Source organism: Spirillospora albida (assembly GCF_000718255.1).
Taxonomy (GTDB): Bacteria; Actinomycetota; Actinomycetes; order Streptosporangiales; family Streptosporangiaceae; genus Spirillospora; species Spirillospora albida.
Genome location: NZ_JOFJ01000010.1, coordinates 55,172 through 76,079, shown reverse-complemented (window position 1 = coordinate 76,079; position 20,908 = coordinate 55,172). Strand labels below are relative to the sequence as shown.

General features: G+C 66.0%; 16 protein-coding genes and 1 pseudogene. 10 read left to right on the top strand and 7 right to left on the bottom strand.

The annotated features are described in order from the left end of the window. Nucleotides 1–133: 133 nt before the first annotated feature. The 5 genes from IE99_RS0115050 to IE99_RS0115030 all read right to left on the bottom strand — a co-directional run bounded on the left by IE99_RS0115050 (nucleotide 134) and on the right by IE99_RS0115030 (nucleotide 4,191). On the bottom strand, nucleotides 134–1,000 hold the full coding sequence (locus IE99_RS0115050) for a helix-turn-helix domain-containing protein (RefSeq protein ID WP_030170089.1): 867 nt from the start codon (nucleotides 998–1,000) through the stop codon (nucleotides 134–136). 119 nt (nucleotides 1,001–1,119) lie between these two features. Beyond that, nucleotides 1,120–2,208: an XRE family transcriptional regulator gene (locus IE99_RS0115045; protein WP_037559462.1), complete on the bottom strand. Its 1,089-nt coding sequence runs from the start codon at nucleotides 2,206–2,208 to the stop codon at nucleotides 1,120–1,122. Next, nucleotides 2,208–2,855, bottom strand: a complete 648-nt coding sequence (locus IE99_RS0115040) for a hypothetical protein (protein WP_030170083.1) — start codon at nucleotides 2,853–2,855, stop codon at nucleotides 2,208–2,210. The genes IE99_RS0115045 and IE99_RS0115040 overlap by 1 nt, the downstream gene beginning before the upstream one ends. Before the next feature lie 28 nt (nucleotides 2,856–2,883). After that, complete coding sequence (locus IE99_RS0115035; RefSeq protein WP_051712529.1) at nucleotides 2,884–3,657, bottom strand: glutamate ABC transporter substrate-binding protein; 774 nt, start codon at nucleotides 3,655–3,657, stop codon at nucleotides 2,884–2,886. Between the two features lie 171 nt (nucleotides 3,658–3,828). After that, nucleotides 3,829–4,191, bottom strand: coding sequence for a hypothetical protein (locus tag IE99_RS0115030; protein ID WP_157610315.1), 363 nt, complete (start codon nucleotides 4,189–4,191; stop codon nucleotides 3,829–3,831). 193 nt (nucleotides 4,192–4,384) lie between these two features. Between IE99_RS0115030 and IE99_RS0115025 the strand changes: the two genes are divergently transcribed. Continuing rightward, on the top strand, nucleotides 4,385–5,125 hold the full coding sequence (locus tag IE99_RS0115025; protein ID WP_030170075.1) for an SDR family NAD(P)-dependent oxidoreductase: 741 nt from the start codon (nucleotides 4,385–4,387) through the stop codon (nucleotides 5,123–5,125). A gap of 167 nt (nucleotides 5,126–5,292) precedes the next feature. On the opposite strand, the gene IE99_RS30335 is transcribed toward IE99_RS0115025, so the two are convergent. After that, on the bottom strand, nucleotides 5,293–5,922 hold the full coding sequence (locus IE99_RS30335; protein WP_157610313.1) for a hypothetical protein: 630 nt from the start codon (nucleotides 5,920–5,922) through the stop codon (nucleotides 5,293–5,295). Nucleotides 5,923–6,187: 265 nt separating this feature from the next. Here IE99_RS30335 and IE99_RS30330 point away from each other — a divergent pair, with 265 nt between their 5' ends. Beyond that, complete coding sequence (locus tag IE99_RS30330) at nucleotides 6,188–6,601, top strand: hypothetical protein (protein ID WP_157610310.1); 414 nt, start codon at nucleotides 6,188–6,190, stop codon at nucleotides 6,599–6,601. Then, nucleotides 6,598–7,062, top strand: a pseudogene (locus tag IE99_RS33650) (GNAT family N-acetyltransferase); the annotation flags it as partial. The gene IE99_RS30330 and the pseudogene IE99_RS33650, both read left to right, overlap by 4 nt. Nucleotides 7,063–7,162: 100 nt before the next feature. Here the strand turns inward: IE99_RS33650 and IE99_RS0115015 are convergent. Beyond that, nucleotides 7,163–8,266 carry a DNA cytosine methyltransferase gene (locus IE99_RS0115015; protein ID WP_030170073.1) on the bottom strand — a complete coding sequence of 368 codons (1,104 nt, stop codon included), beginning with the start codon at nucleotides 8,264–8,266 and terminating at the stop codon, nucleotides 7,163–7,165. Nucleotides 8,267–8,871: 605 nt separating this feature from the next. On the opposite strand from IE99_RS0115015, the gene IE99_RS0115010 reads away from it, so the two are divergent. The 7 genes from IE99_RS0115010 (at nucleotide 8,872) to IE99_RS0114980 (ending at nucleotide 20,907) form a co-directional block, all read left to right on the top strand. Further along, nucleotides 8,872–11,430 carry a Z1 domain-containing protein gene (locus IE99_RS0115010; RefSeq protein WP_030170071.1) on the top strand — a complete coding sequence of 853 codons (2,559 nt, stop codon included), beginning with the start codon at nucleotides 8,872–8,874 and terminating at the stop codon, nucleotides 11,428–11,430. Then, the gene (locus tag IE99_RS29210) at nucleotides 11,427–12,434 is read left to right on the top strand and encodes a PD-(D/E)XK motif protein (protein WP_037559445.1); all 1,008 of its coding nucleotides are present in this window, start codon (nucleotides 11,427–11,429) and stop codon (nucleotides 12,432–12,434) included. The genes IE99_RS0115010 and IE99_RS29210 overlap by 4 nt, the downstream gene beginning before the upstream one ends. Before the next feature lie 47 nt (nucleotides 12,435–12,481). Beyond that, on the top strand, nucleotides 12,482–14,467 hold the full coding sequence (locus tag IE99_RS0115000) for a hypothetical protein (RefSeq protein ID WP_157610308.1): 1,986 nt from the start codon (nucleotides 12,482–12,484) through the stop codon (nucleotides 14,465–14,467). Continuing rightward, nucleotides 14,464–15,360 carry a hypothetical protein gene (locus IE99_RS33060; protein ID WP_245623210.1) on the top strand — a complete coding sequence of 299 codons (897 nt, stop codon included), beginning with the start codon at nucleotides 14,464–14,466 and terminating at the stop codon, nucleotides 15,358–15,360. Before IE99_RS0115000 ends, IE99_RS33060 begins: the two co-directional genes overlap by 4 nt. Then, nucleotides 15,360–16,823: a DUF6339 family protein gene (locus tag IE99_RS0114990; RefSeq protein ID WP_030170061.1), complete on the top strand. Its 1,464-nt coding sequence runs from the start codon at nucleotides 15,360–15,362 to the stop codon at nucleotides 16,821–16,823. The genes IE99_RS33060 and IE99_RS0114990 overlap by 1 nt, the downstream gene beginning before the upstream one ends. Before the next feature lie 186 nt (nucleotides 16,824–17,009). Continuing rightward, complete coding sequence (locus tag IE99_RS0114985; protein WP_211258816.1) at nucleotides 17,010–20,153, top strand: ATP-dependent DNA helicase; 3,144 nt, start codon at nucleotides 17,010–17,012, stop codon at nucleotides 20,151–20,153. A gap of 358 nt (nucleotides 20,154–20,511) precedes the next feature. Further along, entirely contained in the window at nucleotides 20,512–20,907 is a 396-nt protein-coding gene (locus IE99_RS0114980) for a very short patch repair endonuclease (protein ID WP_281176541.1), read from the top strand. Nucleotide 20,908: the final 1 nt, after the last annotated feature.

The following is a 20,908-nucleotide window of genomic DNA, read 5'->3' as shown; positions in this document are numbered from 1 at the left end:
TACGTCCGCCCGATCGCGTCCGGTACGCGAACCGGTGAATAGTTCGCCGTCCCATGGCCGGAACCGGTCAGGCCATCGCGGCGCCGGGGCGGGGCGCCCGCATCCGGAGGGGAGGGCACCCCGGTCTGACGGCTCAGTAGTCCTTCAGGAGCTCTTCCAGGATGGTGATCGTGCGGTCGGGGCGGGCGGCGCGGATCGCCAGCAGATCCATGACCTCCTTGCAGCGCGCCACCTCCTGGACCTCCGGGTACCGCGCGCCGGTGAGCTGCTCCAGGTAGACGATGTCGTCCAGGTCGTTCTCCGCGAACCGCAGCACGGTGACCGGACCGCCGAGCGGGAGGTCGCCGCTGGCCGCGAACGGCAGGACCTGGACGTTCACGTGGGGCATGTGCCGCGCCACCTCGATGAGGTGCTCGATCTGGCCGCGCATCGTCGCGGGCCCGCCGAACGGCCGCCGCAGCGCCGCCTCGTCGATGATCGCCCACAGCGACACCGGGTTCGTCGGCCGGTAAAGGATCTTCTGCCGCATCATCCGGACGGTGAGGCGCCGGTCGAGGACCTCGTGCAGCGCCTTGTCGTGCTCCAGGGCGATGACGGCCCGCGCGTACTCCCGCGTCTGCAGCAGGCCGGGGACGTACTGCGCCTCGTAGCTCCGGACGGCCGCCGCGGACTGCTCGAGCCCGAGGTACTGCTCGAACCAGGTCGGCACCACGTCCCCGTACGCGTGCCACCAGCCCGGCTCCTTCGCCTGATCGACCAGCTCCAGCAGCGAGTCGCGCTCGCCGCGGTCGCGCACCCCGTACAGGTCGAGGAGGTCGGTGACGTCGCGGAGCTTGAAGCCGTGCCGGCCGTTCTCCAGCCGGCTCATCTTCGACGCCGATCCGCGGATCGCCGCGCCGGCCGTCGCGCGCGAGATGCCGTTCCGTTCCCTGAGCCGGCGCAAGCGCGCCCCGATCTGCATGCGCAGCGCGGTCGGTCCGGCCTGCCGATGGTCCAGCACAAGATCACCCCGTGCACCCTTGGCTCTGCGACAACCTTCGGAGCTTCTCACACGCACCGGCGGCGCCGCAGGGAACCACCGGTTATAGGTATGCGACCGACTGGTGACGGAGCGTCCTGTCAGTGCCGGTGTGGAACCAGAAGGTCGAGGTCGGCACGGGTGACATGGGCGCGCTCGGCGAGCGCGTCCCGGTCGAGGCCCGCCCCGCCGACCAGTTCCACGGCGTGCACGAGCATGGACGGCTGCTCCAGGCCCCGCGCCGGCCCCGGCTCCTGCCGCCGCCAGCCGCGCGCGCCGAGGGTGCTCATCGCGCTCCGGTACGTCCCCTCGCTCATGATCTTCAGGGTGCGGGCGCGGAACAGCAGGGCCGCCATGCTGACGCCCCACGCGTCCTTGAGCGCCGCGAGCCGGTCCCAGTCGGCGGTCGCGGGCAGTTCTCCGGCGATGTCCTGCTCCGGCATGAGGAACTCCGCCGCGAACCGGTGCGCCTGATCCTCCACGATCTTCTCGCCGGGCTCCGCGTCCGCGTGCATGACGAGGTGGCCGAGCTCGTGCGCGGCGTCGAACCTGTTGCGCCAGTAGTCGCCCTTGGCGGGGTTGAACAGCACCATCGGACGAGGGTGGACGCCCACGCTGAACGCGTCGACCCGCTCGGTCGCCTCCGGCAGCACCAGGACGAGCACCCCGCGCCCCTCCAGCAGCCGCACCATGTGCGGCACCGGCCCGGACGCGTCGAGGAGCGCCTTCCGCGCGAGCCTCGCCGCCTCGACGGGCCCGCTTCCGGCGATCTCGTCCGGGGCCACGGAGTATTCGGGCAGGTCGACGGCGGGGAAGTCGACGAGGTCCTCGAGCGCGGCCACGATGTCGGTGGCGATCCGCCCGTACGCGAGCGCCTGGTCGCGCTCGATCTGCGTCGTCGAGCGAAGTGACCGGAAATGGGCACCGTCCATCGACACGGGGCTCCGCCCCGCCTGGAAGAACTCGACCGGCACACCGAGCGCGATCGCCAGCCGCGACAGCGTGCCCTCCGCCGGACGCTGCACGCCCGCCTCGAACTGCCCGATGGCCTTCGGGGTCGTCCCCACCGCCTGCGCGAGCTGGTTCTTGCGCAGCCCGCGCAGCCGCCGGGCCAGCGTCAGCCGTTCGCAGTCGAACAGCAGCCGCGCCTCGGCGACCCTCCGGGGCGTCCGGTCGTCAACCTCGTTCACTAGGCCGTTTCAGTGCTCGTCTCGTCGCGGAGCCGCATCGGGACGTCCGCTTCGTCGTCGCCCCACAGCGGCAGGGGGCGTGCGACGAGCTTACGGCGTGGATCACCCCCCAGCGTGTCGTCCAGGGGACGGAGCCAGCGCCACGCGGGCCCGCCGTCGTCGTTCATCCTGGGCTGCCCCAGGAAGAGCTCCATCTCCAGCGGCTCGTCGCTCGCGCTGTGCGCCAGGACGAGCGTGACCACGTCGGGCGTGTCGCGCGGCGTCAGCCCGAGGTCGAGCGCCAGCTGCCGGCCGTCGGCGTACCCCTGCCGCGCCACGGCCTGCTTGGTCGGGCTGTCGCGGTCCCACCGGATCCCGCGCACGTTCCCGAACGGGTGCCGCTTGAGCAGCACCCGGTAGGGGCCGAACCGCCAGCCGGGGGACTGGTTCAGGTCATCCCGGAAGACGCGCTCGTCGTCCTCGAAGACACGGTCGATCTGGGACTCGAGGTTGTCGAACGCGGCGATCCCGAACGTGCGCTCCTTGAACCCGGCCGCCCTGGTCAGCGATCCGAAGACCGCGAGCGTCGCCTCCCGGTGCGCGTCCCGCAGCCCGTGCAGGAACCCCGCGCCGAGCAACTCGTCCCAAACAGCGCTTTGGTGGTCCACGCCCCCACGGTAAACAGGGCCACCGACATTATGAACAGCCCTGGAACTCCGGCACGGATTCGACCGGGCGCAAACCGCTCCGGCCGAACCACTTCCGCAGCAACCGCCCGGCCGTCCCGTCCTGGTACATGAGGGTGAGGGCGCGATTGACCGCCTCGCACCCTTCGATGTCGCCTTTCCGTAACGCCACGCCGTACGGCTCGTCCGTGAACGGCGCATTGACGATCTTCAGTTCGGAATGCCGCGCCGCGAACCCCGCCAGGACGAGATCACCGGTGGAAACGACGTCGATCTCACCTCGCCGCAGCTTCTCCACGCACTCGCCGTACGACGCGGCCGGCACCAGCCTGGCCTGGACGCCCAGCCCGACGGTCACGCGCTCGGTGGAGACCGACCCGCTCGCCTGGCACATCCTCCGCCCGGCCATGTCCCGCGCGCCGCGAATGCGGCTCTCCGTCCGCCGGACCATGAGGTCCTGATGCGCGAGGTAGTAGGGCCCGGCGAAAGTGACCTGCCTCGTCCGCGCCGGCGTGATCGAATAGGACGCCAGGACGAGGTCGACCTCGTGCCGATTCAGGCGCCGGTCCCGGTCCGCTGAGGTGACGGCCTTGAAAGTGACGCGGGAGGCGCCGATGTGCCGCGCGATGTACGTGCCGACATCGACCTCGAAACCGCGGAACTCGCCGCCCTCGCGCAATCCCAGTCCGGGCTGGTCGGCCTTGACGCCGATGACCAGTTCGCCGGCCCCGGCCACCGATCCCGTGGTGGCCTCCGCCGTGCATCCGGTCAGCGCCAGCGCCATTACGCCCGCGGCGACGCGGACGATCGCGGTATTCACGCTCCAGTGCTACCGCCCGAGCGCGACCGCGAGATGAACGTGGGGCGAGCGCCGCAGGTACAGCACGGGAGCGCCTGAAATCCCCAGCAATTATCCACAGGGTGTGGATAATTGCTGGGGATGCCCGTCCGGGATCTACGGAAGGGACTCGCTGCCCGCTTCCGGCGATGTGGTCGCGGTCCGCAGGACCGGCACGGCCTTCACCGGCTGCGCTTTCCCTTCGGCGACGAGCCGCTCATGCTGCTGCCAGCCCTGCAGCCATTTCCAGCCCGACCCGAGCGCCGCCGTCATGGCCGCGACCATGAACGCCGTCACCTGCGACTCGTCCAGGTGAGCGCCCGGCACGACCTGCGCCACCAGCCCGGCCAGCCATCCGGACGCGACCGCGAAGACCGGCGTGAACAGCGCGACCCCGCGTCCGATCCACGACCCTTCACTCTGCGGCACCGCCTCGGCCGCGACCACCTGGACGCCGCCGTCACCGACGGATTCCGACACACCCATCACCTGCTTTCGGGGGGAGCCGTCCGAGTCCATTACCCGGTCGGCTTCCCCAGCCTGATACCCGACTCTCGTGGACGGCGCAGCCACGCCACGCGAGATGGGCATCCGGGGGGGGCGGCGAGCACGCCCGAATGCGGCGTCCGATTTCCGCCAGCGTTCTCTCCCTGAGCCGACCAGCCTTGTCGTCATGAACAAGATCGATGGAAAAGTGGCCCTGGTGACCGGCGGCAGCCGCGGGATCGGCGCGGCGGTGGCGCTGCGCCTCGCCCGGGACGGCGCGGACGTGGCCTTCACCTACGAGAACAACACCGAGCGCGCCGATGCGGTCGTCGAGCAGATCAAAGACGCCGGACGCCGAGCGCTGGCGATGCGCGCCGACAGCGCGGACGCCGCAGCGATGGCCGAAGCGGTGGAGCAGACGGCTTCGGCCTTCGGCAGGCTCGACATCCTGGTCAACAACGCGGCCATCTTCCACGTCGCCCCTGTGGAAGAACTGGAGGTGACGGACATCGACCGCACGCTGGCCGTGAACGTCCGCGCCCCCTTGGTCGCCGCGCAGGCGGCCGCCCGCCACATGGCGGACGGCGGCCGGATCATCAGCATCGGCAGCAACGTCGCCGAACGCGCGGTGTTCCCCGGCTTCGCGCTCTACGCGCTGAGCAAGACGGCGCTCACCGGCATGACGAAGGGCCTGGCCCGCGACCTCGGCCCCCGCGGCATCACGGTCAACGTGGTCAACCCGGGCCCGACCGACACCGACACCAACCCGGCCGACGGCCCCAACGCCGACACCATCCGCAGCTTCACCGCCCTGAACAGCTACGCGACACCGGACGACATCGCCGCCACCGTCGCGCACCTGGCCGGCGACGAAGCCCACTACATCACCGGAGCAGTGATCAACGTGGACGGCGGCTTCACCGCCTGACCGGTAGTGACGCCTCCGCACGCCTCCGCAAGGCTCCGCCTTCTCCAGAGGGCGGAGCCGCTGCGTCGTCCGGCACTGTGTCTTGGGCCGGGATATCGCCCTCTGCGCCGTGGGTAGGCGGATACTTGCGGTCTGAAGGCGGACTGTTGAGGATCCGCCGGTCCGGTTCAGGCGGATGGTGCTGCATGACCGACAAACCCGTCCCGGAGTGGGCGATACGTCTCCAGGTGGAGCGAAGAGCCCGCGGGTGGTCCCAGCGGGCCATGGCGCGGGAACTCTTCTCGGCGATCGGTGTGGACCCGACCCCGCAGCAGCTCGCGAGTCTCGCCCGGCAGATCCGCGGTTATGAGAGCGGGACGCGTCCACGCGACTGGAGAGAGGCCTACGCCACGGCATTCGGCCTTGCCGAAGACGACCTGTTCGGTGAACTCGCCAGGCCGGATCACAACGAAGTCCGCCGGCGGCTCCTGGCTTGCCTTGCTCTCCTCGGAGCGGACACCGCCGCACAGACGGAACACCTCGAATCGATCCGGCAGGCACTCACAACCGCTCTGCCGGGAAGGATGCAGGGACATCTCGTCCGTGATTGGGAGGAGGTCGCGTTCGAGCACGGACATGCCTTCCTGACAACCGCACCGGACGTCCTGCTGCCGGATCTGGCGGCCGATCTGGTCGCGCTCATGGACGCCATCCGAACCGCGGGGCGCGAGACCGTCCGGCAGAACCTGTGCGCTCCGGCGGGGAGGATGGCCACGATCATGGCCATGACGGTCGCGACGCTCGGGCATCGGCGGCATGCACGCGACTGGTGGCGGACCGCGCGGCACACCGCGGACGCGTCCCGGGATCGTGACCTGCGGACGTGGGTGCGCGGCTACGAGGCGATGAGCAGCCTGTACGCGGGTCGGCCCATGACGGTGGTGCTGCGCCTGGCGGATGAGGCGATCGGCATCGCCGGAGACGACGCAGGAGCCGCCGTGCTGGAAGCGATGGCCGGCGCGCGCCCAGACGCTGTCGCTGATGCCAGGCAGAACCGCAGAGGCTGTCGCGACGATGCGTCTCTTGGAACAGCGCTGGGATCGTCTGCCCGCAGTCGCCCCGGACGACCGGCTCGCGATCGGAGCGTGGCCGGAGACCGCACTACAGCACACCGCTGCGTTCACCTACACGCACACCGGAGACGCCGACCTGGCCGACCGGGCACGGACCGCCGCACTGTCTCTGTATCCGCCGGCGATGCGGCGGCAGCGTGCACAGATCGAACTGTTGACGGCGGTGGGGCTCGTCCAGAACGGTGAAATCGCGGCGGGGGTGGCACACGCGGCCCAGACGGTCCAGGCGCTGGCACCGGCGCAGCGGACGACCACGATCCAGCGAGGAGCGCGCATGGTGCTGGACGCCGTCCCGGACGAGGGAATAACGCAACCGGCAGTGCTGGAGTACCGAGACGCGCTGGTGCTTCGGCCAGGGGAATGACGATGGCTGAGGACGTCGTCCTGCAGGTCTACGAAGAGGGCGTGGTGTTGCACGTCATGGAGGAAGTCGCGGACCTGTATGAGGACGTCTACGCCGAACCGCCCTATTGCTCTGCGCCGAAGTACTCCCGAGCCCGTTTCCTTGAACGGACCCGTCAGCAGACGCTCTCGTCCGGTTTCAAAATGATCGTTGCGCGCCGGGATGGTGAACTGGCCGGATTCGCGTTCGGCTTCGCCATGATGCCGGGCGCCTGGTGGGCGCGGGCAACCCAGCCGCCTCGCGAGGTACTCGCGGCAGCCAAGTACGCCGTGATCGAACTGGTGGTGGCAAAGGCCGAGCGGGGCCGCGGTCTCGGCCGACGTCTGCTAGACGCTCTAATCCGAGATCGACCTGAGCCGTACGCGACGCTCGCCGCTGTCCTAGACGCCGACGCCTACCGCAGATACGAGCGCTGGGGCTGGCGAAAAGTCGCCGAGTTCAGAGCAGAGCCACCCTACTCGGATGCGCTCGTCTTGGACCGCCGGAACGAACCCTCATCGTGCACTCTCGCCTGGCAGTGGGTCAGGCGACTCCCAAGCCTCGGGCGACGTGATGGGCCAGTGCCTGGGCCAATGGGATGGGGACGGCATTGCCGATCTGACGGGCGATCTCCAACTTCGGACCGCACCACTCGAACGTGTCCGGGAAACCTTGCAGGCGAGCGGCTTCCAAGTGGCTCAGGGCGCGATTCTGGTCAGGGTGCAGGTAGCGCCCCTTCTCCGGCTTGAAGAACTCCGTGCGGATCGTCACTGAAGGACGGTCCCACACGAGGCGTCCCATCACGTCTCCGGAGCCGGTGGTGTGCTTGATCCAGCAGGGCGCCTTGAGGTCATCCGGAAGATTGAAACGGTTGCCGCCGTAAGGGATTCGTCGGAATCGCTTACGGGAAAGATCGCTGTACTTCCTGGTTATGTGGAGGTCATGCGCCATATACTTTCCGGCGACCTCTCTCCCGAATACGTGGAAGGTCCGTCCCACGGGGAGCTCCGTGTGGTGCCGAGGAATCTCTTCCGCGAGGCCATCAAAGGCAGACTTGACTGTCGACCAGTTCATCTCTGGAACCTCTGGGCTCGGGAGAGGGATGGGGACCAAATCTCTGCGTGTCCCGATGACGATGGCTCGGCGTCGCAATTGAGGGGCACCGAAGTCGGTGGCTCGCAAGATGCCGGGATAGATCTCGTAATCCTTGAGCCTACCGCCGTGAAGTTCGGCTTTCAGGGCGTCGAACTGGCGTGTTTTGAGGAAACGGTCAACGTTCTCTAGAACGAAAACTTTGGGTTGAACTCTTGTCAAGGTTTCCACATAACGATCCCAGAGTTCGTTGCGCTCATCGTCCTCACGCTTCGCTCCGAGGTTTGAGAACCCCTGACAGGGAGGACCGCCGACTACGACGTCGGCGGTCGGCAACTCGTTCTCGAGCCACTTTGCGATGTCGCCCCAATAAACGTGATCCTCGCCAAAGTTCGCTGCGTACGTCGCGGCTGCGAAGAGGTCTTGCTCGACCGCTGCGACGGGACTGAACAATCCTGTTTCTCGGAAACCCTGAGACAGTCCCCCGCAGCCAGCGAAGAGATCGATCACCCGGAGCGGATCGGGTCCGCTGCCCGACTCGCGAGAAGCGGCCATTGTGCTTTGGTACCACCCTCCGTGAGCGACAGGAACCGTGAGTGATCGCTTTGTGTCACGTCGAACTTGCGTTCGGATCTTACCCATGGGTAGAGGAGAAGATCGAGGGGCTAGCCCGAACACGCTCCGAGATGTTACCCGTGATCGCTCCTGAGGCTCGGGTTCAACCCTCGTTTGGGGTGGTTCCCTTCCGAAACCGCTTCCCTGTCTCATGTGGCGCACGGATCTGGGGTGGGTGCTCTGGGGCTGCGCGTCTCGACGAGGTCGGCCCGTCTGACGGTCTGCGCGGCACCCGAGGTGGCGTCGGGTCGTTCCATCCGCGCGGCCAATGACGGGCACTGCCTGGCGCATACGTGCGACGGGTTCGCGAGGACGAGCTGCGGCGGTGCCCAGTATCACTGTGCGCCAGCAGAATGTCCGTAGTGAGGCGTAATGTTCAAGGACTTCACGCCTTCGGGGGGAGTATGCATCTCGCCCGGACTTGACAACTGCCAGGGCGTCTCCCGCCGTGATCTGGGGAACCCTGCTCTGGAGTGCGTCGATCGGTCGAGCTTCGTTCGGCGTCACGTATGCGACAGTCGGCTCAGTTGGGGGACAGAAGATCCATGGACGACGAATTCGAGGACAACTACGACACGTTCCAAGCTCTCCTTGATTCCTACCCGCCTGCCGAGGCTGTCAAGAGGTTGGAGCGACTTAAGATCCCGGCCGACGTCATCCAGCGCATCCGAGAAAGACACGAAGCGCAGACAATCAAGATCAAGGAGCTGGAAGAGCCTCAGACGGTCGTCCTAGGCAATCGGGACACGTGGTACACCGGCCCGCGGCCCGACGACAGGTGCTGGCCTGCAGTGGTCGACCTGCTCCGCAGGGATGGCTGGCCGAAGGACCCTGCCATCGACAGTCTCGATACCTCCTCGACTCGCATCATGTCCCTGCTGAACCATCCCCGGGAGAAGAGCTTCTCAACGCGCGGCCTGGTCGTTGGATACGTCCAGTCAGGCAAGACGACCAACTTCACCGCCGTGATGGCCAAGGCGGCGGATCGTGGCTACAAACTGTTCATCGTCCTGGCGGGGGTCCACAACGGACTGCGGCGACAGACACAGGCGAGGCTCGTGCAGCAGCTCGTAAAGCCGAACCCGTCGCGTTGGTCCCAGCTAACCGACCTGGACAAGGACTTCACCCCGACGGCCAATGCCGCCGCGTTCTTCGGCAAGGCCAACAAGACCCACGTCCTCTGCGTGGTGAAGAAGAACGCCACCGTGCTCCGGAAACTCGCCAAGTGGCTCGACAGCGCCTCGGCCTACCTTCAAGATTGTCCAGCGTTGATCATTGACGACGAGGCGGATCAGGCCACCGTCGCCACCAAGTCGATCAACCCGCTGATCCGCAGTCTTTTGGCCAGCCTCCCCAAGTCGGCCTATGTGGGGTACACGGCCTCTCCCTTCGCCAACCTCCTCATCGACCCCGCGGCCAAGGACCTCTACCCCGAACACTTCATCGTAAATCTGCCGAAGCCGCATGGCCACTTCGGCACCGAGATCCTGTTCGGTCGATACGCTCTCGACGGTGAGGACCCCGAGGACGTCGATGACGGCTACGACATGATCCGCGAGGTTCCCGAAGAGGATGTCGAATACCTGCGGCCGATCAAGCGTGCCGACGTAGAGGGATTTGTGCCCGAGATCACCGAGACGCTGCACGACGCGATCGATTACTTCTGGTTGACCACGGCCGCTCGACGTGTTCGTGGCACCGGCAACTCCCACGCCACGATGTTGATCCACACCAGCGTGAACACGTCCGTGCACGACAGCTTCAAGGCCCCCCTGGAGCACTGCCGCGCCCAACTGAGGACATCGCTGAACGAGTCGTCCATCCTCGAGAGACTCCGTGTCCTTTGGGACAAGGAGACGGCGAGGGTGCCGGCCGAGGACTTCGGGGAGACGAAGGTCGACTTCGACGACCTGGTAGAGGAGTTGCCCGGCGTGCTTGACGCTTGCCGCATCATCATGGACAACTCCAGTAGCGACGACCGGCTGGACTATGAGAACGGGCCGATCGTGGCGATCGCGGTCGGCGGGAACACCCTCTCCCGCGGTCTTACCCTCGAAGGCCTCTCGGTCAGCTACTTCGTGCGTGCCGTGTCCGCCTACGACACTCTGCTGCAAATGGGCCGCTGGTTCGGGTACCGCAACGGTTACGCGGACCTCCCCCGGATCTGGATGACGGCCGAACTCAAGGAGTGGTTCAGGCATCTCGCCACGGTCGAGACGGAGATGCGCCGCGACATCGATGTGTACATGACCGAGGACAAGGATCCGCTCACCTTCGCTGTCCGGCTCCGTACCCATCCTGCTCTTCGGGTCACCGCGGCGGCCAAAATGAAGGACGCCGTGACAGCAGCCTCGTCGTACGGCGGCCAGCGCGTACAAACGCGCTACTTCCGAACGGACAAGAACTGGCTGCTGGAGAACCAGGAGGCGGCGAAAATGTTCGTCGAAAAAACCAGCCGGACCTCGCTCAGGTGGGAGAATCGCTCGGAGGCCGGCCGCCATGTGTTCCGTGACGTCCCGCACAGCGACGTCATCGACTTTCTCGAAAGCTACCAGTTTCACCCGGCGTCTCAGGAGTGCAACTCTCGTCTGCTCATCGGTTACATCGAGAAACGCGTACGCAATGCAGGTTCGTTGCGTAGATGGAACGTCGCTATCATCGGTAACGCGGTCGGCCCAGATGAGGAGAACTTCCAATTCGCCCCAGGGATTGCGGTCGGCCGGATCACTCGTGCGCGCCTCATCACCTCGCAGTCGGACTACGCCGACATCAAGACTCTGATGAGCCGCAGGGATGCAGCCATCGACCTGGCCGGGGAGACCTCCACGTTGGAGGAGGAGAAGATCATGGACGAGCGACGCCGACAACTGCCCGATACCGGTCTTCTCGTGCTCTACCCGATTGACAGAATCTCGCAGCCCAGTCCCGCCAAGGAAAAGCGGACGGCGCTCGATGCCGACGAGCACGTCATCGGTGTGGGTCTGGTCTTCCCGTTCCCGCAGGGCCATGACAGCGAAGTGGAAGACTACCTCTCCGCAGACCTGTCCGGCATCGACATCGAAGAGGAGGACTTCAGCGCCCTCGAGGCGGAGGACTCCGCATGAACGATGCTCGTAGGAAGCTCATCGACCGCCACTGGGCAGAACTCGAAGCCGAGCAGGTGTCCGGAGAGCGGAAGCTGCGTGTGGCGGAGCTTCCCGGCGACACGCCATTGGCCGTAGGCATTGACCACGAGGGCCATCGACACGTACTCGTGCCGATCGGGAGTCATCAGAAGGTTCGCGCAGGGCTCAACGGTCCGGTGCTTCGACTGCGCAAGCGTGACCTCGAAGACAAGGAGAGCTATCAGTCCTACGCGGATCTCGGTTGCCTCCGCCCAGATCTGAACGATCTGTTCAGCGCGCTATGCGCCGATGTGCTGGAAACGGCCGAGGCTCTTCCCGATGCCCCGCTCAAGGCCCTCTATCGAGTACTGGACCGCTGGAAGGCTCTCTTCCATGCTCAAGAAGCGCCCCTTGGCATTGAGCAACTCGCCGGTCTCTTTGCCGAGCTGAAGGTGCTCGAGGTGCTGCTTCAGGCCGATCCCAGTGCACATCGCCTTTGGAGGGGGCCAACGGGTCACCGGCACGATTTCACTTCGAGTGCGTTGGCCGTCGAGGTCAAGGCATCCCTGTCCGAGGGCGCTCGACGTGCTCGCATCCATGGGCTTGATCAGCTGGACCCCCCGTTGGACGGGACGCTTCACCTGGCCTGGTATCGCCTGACACGGGGCTCCTGGCAGACCGAGAGGTTCCTCGATGTGGTCGATCGCGTCCTGCGGCTCTGCGATGACGAGAGCGCGCTGCTGGGCCTGCTCGCCAAAGCCGGATATCGGAGCGGCAATCGTGATCATTACCGCGACGTCCGATTCGTGATCACGGAAGAGCGTTGGTACATGGTGGGCGCCACCTTTCCCGCTCTCCGAGAGAACGATCTCGTGAAGGCTGACATCCCGATCAACGTCACGGACGTCACCTACACGATCGATCTTTCAATGGAGCCACCGAACCCACTGGACAGCGAACACGTGAACAGGCATCTGCGCGCCATGATCCGAGACGCCTCATGACCGAGGTCTCATGGTTCTCCGAGCCGTTTCGCCCTGAGGGTGGAAGCATGGCCGAAGGCATTCGCAACCAACTCGGTCGTCCGAATCTCGACCTGCTGACGATCCTTGTGAGGGAGTCGGCCCAGAACAGCTGGGACGCCCGACTCTCGGATCATGATGGCCCCGTCGACTACCGGATCGACCTTCGAACGGTAGGCCCGGCCCACCGAGCCGCCTGGGCGGAACTGCTATCGAAAGGCGCGCCCCTCCCTGCCCATCTTCCGCTTCGGGAGACCTTGAAGCGTCCCACCATCCGTCTCATGGCGATCTCCGACCGCGGAACCGGCGGACTGGGCGGACCGACGCGGGCAGACAAGGCCGTCACCAAGGACTTGGACTTCGTCTCCTTCGTCCGCAACATCGGCGCACCGCGTGACAGGGCACTCGGCGGCGGCACTTACGGGTTCGGCAAGGGCATCTTCTACCTGATCTCAGAGCCGGGGACGATCCTGCTCCACACCCGCTGCCGTGTGGACGGCCGCCTTGAGACGCGACTCATGGGCTGCGCACTCTGGAAGAACTACATTGCTCAGACCGCGGACGGGGAGCGGCCGTACACAGGCCGCCACTGGTGGGGCGATGTCTCGGGTGATGTCGTGGAGCCGTTGATCGGTGAAGCGGCGGACGCGATGGCGAAGCGGCTCGGGCTCGAGGCGTTCGCACCGGACGAGACGGGTACCACAGTCATCGTGCTCGATCCGTCATTGGAGGAGCGGGAACCCCCGGTGGCTGCCGAGTACCTGGCCGAGACGATCGCCTGGCACCTGTGGCCGAAGATGCTGGAGACCGTTGACGGCGTGCCTCCCATGCGCTTCTCGGTGAACTGTGATGGGAACGAATATGCAGTTCCCGATCCTCGACGCACCCGTCCGCTCAATCTGTTCGTCGCCGCGTACGAGATGATGAAAGGGGCGCAAGGCAAGCGGCTCAAGTGCTTCAACCCGAAGCGGGAGCTCGGTGACCTCGGTTTGGTGAAGCGAGTCGCTCCGCCCTTCGAGGCCACCGGTGCCTCGCGCATGGTGGGCATCGAAAATCTGGTGCATCACGTCTGCCTTATGCGACCTGCCGAGCTCGTGGTCACCTACCGGCCGGGCCCGAAGCCGCCGACTGAATACCAGTCGTACGTCGGGGTCTTCCGTGGCGTGGAGGAGATGGACAAGGTCTACGCCGCGGCCGAACCGCCGACTCACGACGCATGGAACCCGCAGTCCCTGGAGTATCCCGAGAGCACCTACGTGAACAGCACGTTCCGTCGGATCGGTGAAGAGCTCAACGGCCTGCTGGAACTGGGCGGGAACGTCCGTCCGGGCTCGGCGAGGATCGCGCTCGGAGCGGCCAGCACGAGGTTCGCCTCCCTGCTTGGAGGCGCTTGGGGGACCGGTGGCGCGACGGACTACGGCAAGCCCGGCGACACAAGGACACCACCGACTGATTTCGGCTCGGGTCCGGACGACACCGGATCGACAGGATCATCCTCGGGTGGCGATCCGCAAGGCGGCACGGATCCTGATACGTCTCCACCTGAGGGTGGACAGGGCACAGAGGGCGGCACCATCGATCAGGGCGGCGATGGAAGTGTTGCCGGGGCCCGCGGAGCCGGTGGAGGTGACTTCAAGGGTGCGGGCGGTTCCAACTCGGGTAACGGCCATGGTCCGACCCGGCGGCCGCGGGTGGAGTACGTGAGCGAACCTTACTTCGCTGAACGTTCGGACACTCCGGTGCTGGTCCAGGAGTTCCGGTTGCCCGTCGCAGGTGCCCAGCGGGTGAGGATCGACCTCGCGGTCGCGATCACCGGCGCCGGCCGTGAGACCGAGCCGCCGCTGGGTGCCGATAGGCCTGAGCTCGTCGGCTGGGAGGACGTGAGCGGGAGACTTTTCGGCGCCCCCACGTACGTCATCGAAGGCGGGGACGGGGCGATATGGCGTGCGATCGTGCGACCCGCTCCCGACACCATGACCGAGATCGAGGTGCTGGTTGAGGCGGTTGGCCGATGAAACGTCTCGCTCTCCCGTATCGGATTCCAGCCGAAGACGTGGTGCAGGCCGAGGCATGGAGACTCGTTACCGAGGACGGTGAGCTGGAGCTACCGGAGGCGTTGCCCGACTGGGACTATCAGATGAACCTTCGGCTTCGTCGCTCCGTCCGCGTCGATCTCGACCGGGCCTACGCCGGCTCCGCGCTCGCCTCGGACGCCCCGCTCACCCTTGCGGCCGTTTGGACCGCCACCGGGTCCAACCTGCGCGGTCCTGCTCAACGGGTGCCCATCGCAGGGACCGGCACGGTTCCGGTCGAACTCGATGTTCTCCTGCATGGGACTGAACTGGGCGGCATTCTCATGCTGGACACCGCTCTGGTCCTCGCCGAGGGACAGAGCGGCGGGTCGTTCGCCGCGCCGCGCCGTGCCGGTTCGGTTCTCTGGAGTGATCGACGATCACTTCGACTGCAAGGGGACGCGACACAGTTCCCCATGGCGGTGATCGATTTCACGAAGACCTCGTTCCCCGACCACGCGGCATGGCATCTGCAGATCGGCGAGAGGCTGGACGCGGCCACCATGGGCTCGATACTCCTTCTGATCAACGAGCGGAACGAGGTCGCGGCCGCCGCCTTCAAGAACGCGGCCAAGCCGCGGCCGGTGGACAAGGTCGTCCTTAGCGCCGTCCACGCGGACGCGGCGCGCGTGATGATCGAGCACGCGCTACGCCACGATGACTTCAGAGACGGTGCCTCCTTCGAGGAGGACACTCTCGGGGCCACGCTCATGACGTTGTTCAACACGCTGTTCCCAGGTTCGTCCATCAGCGACCTTCGGCTGCGCAGGGACCAGTCGCCCGGCCTCTTCACCTCGGACCTCCAGGCCGCCGTGAAGATCTTCGAGGTGGCGTGATGAGCTTCCTCTACCCTCGGCTCCTGGCAGGACAGGCACGACCTCTGCACGAGCGTTACCGCGACCTGACGATTCAGACGCTGACGGAGCTTGCCGAGACGAGCCACGACTCGGCGGTCTACGTCGCCACAGGGGGCGACCGGATCTCAGAACAGATGCTGCGTGAACTGCGCGAGCAGGTCGTCGACCTGGCAGAACAGGCCGGATTTCCCGGTGAGTCCACCCAAAAGCTCCGGGCCGGCTTCGACCTCCGTCTTGCGACGGTCCTCCATTCGGGGATGGGGATCGTCCCCGCCGAAGCCGCCTCCGGTGACGTGTGGGCGTTCCTGGCACTCGTGCTGCTGCCGGACGTGGCGTACTGGAGATACCCGCGTCCACCCGGAGACCGCGTCCTCGGCACCGACCTCACACGACACGTATTCGGACGCATGTGGTGGCGAGCTCAGCTTGTTCATGCCGCGGACGACCCCGATCCTTATGCGGCCCTCAGTGTTCTGGGCGAGGCCGCCTTCGACCAGATCTACGCTCGCCGCAAGGCGCTCGGTGGGAGCCCTCACCTGGTAAAGGGCATCCTGCGTGTCTGGAACGACCTGCACCTACATGGTCTCGAGGAACGACAGGTCTTGCGGCACCTCCTGATGCGTCTGCTGCGCCTCGGACCTTTCGTGCTGTTCGAAGCGCTTGGTGAGCCGTCGCTCGACGCCGAACTACTCGTTGCGGCCCGAGAGACCGTGGAAGCTCTACTGAGCGCGGACGGGATCACGGACGACGAGCGCGAGCAGAAGCTCAAGGAGATCTTCTCCGGGACGGAGACTTTCACCGCCGACCAACGACGGACCACCCCGGCGGGGACGCCGAAATCCACGGTCGGAGATCCCTTGACCCAGACGCCTGATCCCGAGAGGGCCGCACCGGACGGCTCGCCCGTTCCGGCGGCAGGCGATCGTCGATACGTCATGATGCCCCAGCCATACACGCTCTACGACGGACCGGGCTTCGGTGATCCCTGCGAGATCGGCCTGCAGGCGTGTGCGGAGGCGCTGGTGGCCGTGGTCACCGTCGAAGGACCGGTGAAGGCCGTGCGTGCGTATCGGATCATCACCCAACTCGCCGGGATCGGATCGCACGATCCCGCCCTGTCAATGTTGGTGCAGGCCACCAGGTATGCGGTGCGGAAGGGAATGCTCCAGGTCGAGGGGCGACGTGGGCGAGGCGGCTATCCCGGGCTCACGCTTCGAACGTCCGACCAGCCGGACCGAATTCTGCGGCAGAAGGGACCGCGGACGAGTGAGGAGATTCCGGACCGTGAGATCGTCGCGGCGGCAGAGCTCGTACAGGCGTCCGAACCGACGATGGACTTCGACGTCCTGGCGAAGAAAACGTCCCAACTGTTCGGGTACGACAAGATTTCGAGCAACTTTAAGGAGGCTCTGATCGAAGCGCTTGAGATGCACGCCAGGTAGAAGGAATATCCGAATGTTAGTTCGAGGTCGTGTATGTAGATCTTCCGGATCGGTAGATTTGAACGTGGAGTTCCTCCGAGAATCGAGAGTGTCGGTGGCCACAACTACTCTGGCGTCCGACCGACAGATGTCACGATCTGATCCTCCAAGAAGAGAGAGCGACCAAGCATGGCCATGGACGGTGGTGTGCGCGCGGAGTTGTTGGGCGGCCTCAGCGCCGAGGCCCAGGCGATCGTCACCTCTGACGCTCGACGACTGCTGGTCATCGCGGGCGCCGGTGCAGGGAAGACCGAGGCCATGGCCCGACGGATCGCTTGGTGGCACGCGCACGACGGCATCCCCAAAGATCAGATCGTGGCCTTCACCTTCACCGAGCAGGCCGCGGAGGAGATGAAGTTCCGGATCCGCAAGTACATCGAAGTGGTGGAAGAACCCGGCGTCGACCCGAGCCTAGGCGGGATGTATGTCGGAACCATCCACGGCTACTGCCTGGAGACGTTGCGCCGACTCTGGCCAGACGAATACCACAATGACGACGTGGTGGACGACATTGCACGCTACTCCCTCGTACAGGAGGGGTACAATTTTCTTCTGGGGCTTTCCAGCCTGGAGAAGGCTCTCCAGGCTGAGGCGGGTAAGCCGTACTCGTCGCGTGGCCGCACGATCGATTACTTCTTCAACGCCTATGACCTGCTGAATGAATACGACCAGCTCGATGTCGAGTTGGCGCCCGGGCCGCGACCGGAGATCGGAGCCGAGCAGGACTGGTGCAAGCAGGCGGTCCTGCGTACCGAGGTCGGTGGCGGACCGGTCGCTGAGGCCTTCGCCGTGGCTGCGGCCCGGTACTACGCCTACCTGCGGTGCAGGCACTTCCTCGACTTCAGCACGGCGCAGTCGGAGCTGACCCGGCGGCTGCGTGCCGACGCCGCCGCCCTCCAAACCCTTCGCGGATCCGTGACCCACCTTGTCGTGGACGAGGTGCAGGACATCAACCCGGTCCAGGAGGAGATCCGGCAGATGCTGGTGGACGACCTGGATGGTTGGCTGACCGCCGTCGGTGATCACCGACAGGCGATCTACGGATGGCGGGGAGGCCGTATCGACATCATGGCCGACCTCGCGGCGGAACTCACCGACGACCCCGAGGGTGATGTCCTGGACCTGACGGCCAACTACCGTTCGACACCACGGATCATCGACATCTCGAATCGATGGAACACGACGATCAACGTACCGGGAAGCATGTCGAGCCCGGACATGACCCACGGCCGCGCGGGCCGCGTCGACCGCGCCCCCCAACACGTCGGGATCGTCGATTTCGACGGTGAGCGCTCGGACGAAGCCGCATGGATCGCCGAAGCCGTCCGAGATCTCGTTCCCTCCGCGGAACAGGGCGCGGCTCATGACACCCCGGACGGCGAGCGCGGGATCACCTACTCGGACGTCGCAGTGCTCGTCCGTACGACCACCGACGCGCGGACCTACATGCAGGCCCTCCGCGACGCCGGCATCCCGGCGGTCGTCAAAGCGGGACCAGACCTCTTCGCGCAGCCGGAAGTTCTGCTGTTCGCTGCCGCCCTCTCTCTTTCCGGTGGGCGGGACGTCTTCTTCGGAGCCGCTTGGAATCAAAGGTCCCTCCCCAACAGGCTCAGGAACGTTCTGGGAGTCGCCGACCCGGATCTGCCCGGCGCAGCACAACGCGCCATCAGAGCGGCCTTCGCCACACTGGCGGCGGAGGGACTTCACGTAGTCTCAGACGCACCGGACCGGCTCATCGCGGCCGCGGAGGCCATGGCGACCCGGCTGTCCGCCAAGCCCTTGAGCAGAGCTCAGATCATCGGGCTGAAGACACCCGAGCTGCGGAAGTGGTTGGCAGGCGCAGGACCTGTGCGCCGGGTCTTCCCACAGACGATGCTCCAGTGGCTCATGGCCGAAAGCGGGGTCGCGGAGTGGGACGTCCCGGATAGCCGGGCTGTCGTCGCGATGTACCACCTCGGACAGCTCAGCTCGCTCCTCACCGGCATCGAGACGCCGGGCTGGACGAGGGCGAAGTCCTACGCGCATCAGATCACCAGTCTGCTGCTCTGGGGTACCGAGTCGGCACGCCCGCAGGAGGCGCCTCTCCTGGCGACCCCGGAGGCGGTCGCCGTCACCACCGTGCACAGCGTGAAGGGCCTCCAGTACGCGGCCGTCTTCGTCGCCGACGTCTGCAGCCACCGCTTCCCGAGCAGTAACGCCAAGAAAAAGCCGGCCCTCCCCTTCTCAGGACCGCTCACCCAGATCATCGATCCGGCCAAACTCGCGGACAACGACGACAACGACGACGAGCGTCGGTTGATGTACGTCGCCGTGACCCGTGCGGAACGCTTCCTCTACATCACGGCCAGCAAGCCGTCCAAGTTCTTCAAGGAGCTCCGGGAGATCATTGATGATGTCGGCGGGAGTGACTGGGCCTCACCCGACGACGTCCCTCAGCCGCTGCCAGGTTTCCGACCGCTGCCCAGTGAGCGCAGCCGAGAGGACCGGCTGATCACCTCATTCTCGGACCTGCGCTATTACCTGGAGTGCCCGCACGATTTCTACCTCCGCAAGGTCTTGGGGTTCACCCCGACCATCGATCAGGCCTTCGGTTACGGCCGAGGTGTCCATAACCTGATGCGGGCCGTCCACGCGGACCCAGCCCACTGGGCCGCGCTGGCAGCAGATCCGGCGGCCCTGCGTCAGGAGATCCAAGGCCTCATCGACCGCGGCCTGTTCTATCTGCGCCACACCACCGGCGAACCGGCGGAGAACATGCACCGTCGCGGCATTGAGATTGTCAGCGACTACGTTCGTACCTACGTGGAGGAACTCCGCCGGCTCACCTTCGAGCCGGAACGTGAGTTCGAGGTCCTCGTCCCCGGTGAGAACGTGCTCGTGTCCGGCGCCATCGACGTGGTCCGCCTCGACTCGCCACCCCGCGTGACGATCATCGATTTCAAGTCCGGCGAACGTGAGACCGACAAGCACGACGCCCTGGACGAGGACGAGATGAAACTCCAAGTCTCGCTCTACGCCGTCGCCGCACGGCAGGAGCTCGAGTACGAGCCGGAACGCGGCCTCGTCCGCTACCTCGGCGAGCGAGACCCGTCCCGCAAGGAGCTCGAGGTTCCGCTGGCAGAGTCGGTCATCAACGACAGCCTGGAGACGGTGAAGTCTTTGGCCGGCGGCATCCAACGTCGCCGATTCCGCCTCGGCCCCAGCAAGACCGACAAGAACGGCGAACGCCGCTGCGGTACCTGCGACTGGTCTAGCATCTGCGGTCTCAACAAGCCGAACCCCGCTCCCTGAGTCCGGCTGCAGCGCTAAGGGTCATCGCTCCTCTGGGGTGCAGGCCCGGGTGGTGTCGATCTCAATCGACCGTTGGCCGGCGCGGCTTTGGCGAGCGCGGAGTGGACCGGTTCTCGGCCCGACCGGCGATGACGCGGCGAACACGACGCCCTTGAACGCTGGACCGGTGTCGGCAACCAAAATGATCTCGCTGGCCTCGCCGTGATCGGGTCGACCCAACGACTCGGCCGGCATCCGTTCTCGCAACATCCTTACCGAAGGCTTCGGACGGTGCTTCACCCCAGCCGCGAACGTCTTGTTTCCGCAATACAGTGATGTCGTGAGTGTGGCGAGGCCGGTGGGTGCGTCCAGTGAGGGCGTGCGCAAGAGCATGCAGAGCAACAAGGGGCGCGACACCAAGCCAGAGTTGGCGCTCCGTCGTGCCGTCCATGCGCAAGGGCTGCGCTACCGGGTGTCCGTCCGTCCCCTGCCGAAGATCCGCCGCACCGCAGACCTGGTGTTCACCAAGATCAAGGTGGCGGTCTTCATGGACGGCTGCTTCTGGCACGGCTGCCCGGAGCACCACACGAAGTCCGCCACCAACGCCGCTTATTGGGCGGACAAGGTGAAGACCAACCGCCGCCGCGACGCCGAAACGGATCGCCTCCTTCACGAGGCCGGCTGGACGGTCATCCGGATCTGGGAACACGAGGACATCGCCGAGGCCGCCGAGCGGATCACCCACACGGTCCACGACCTCCGAGGCAATACCTGAC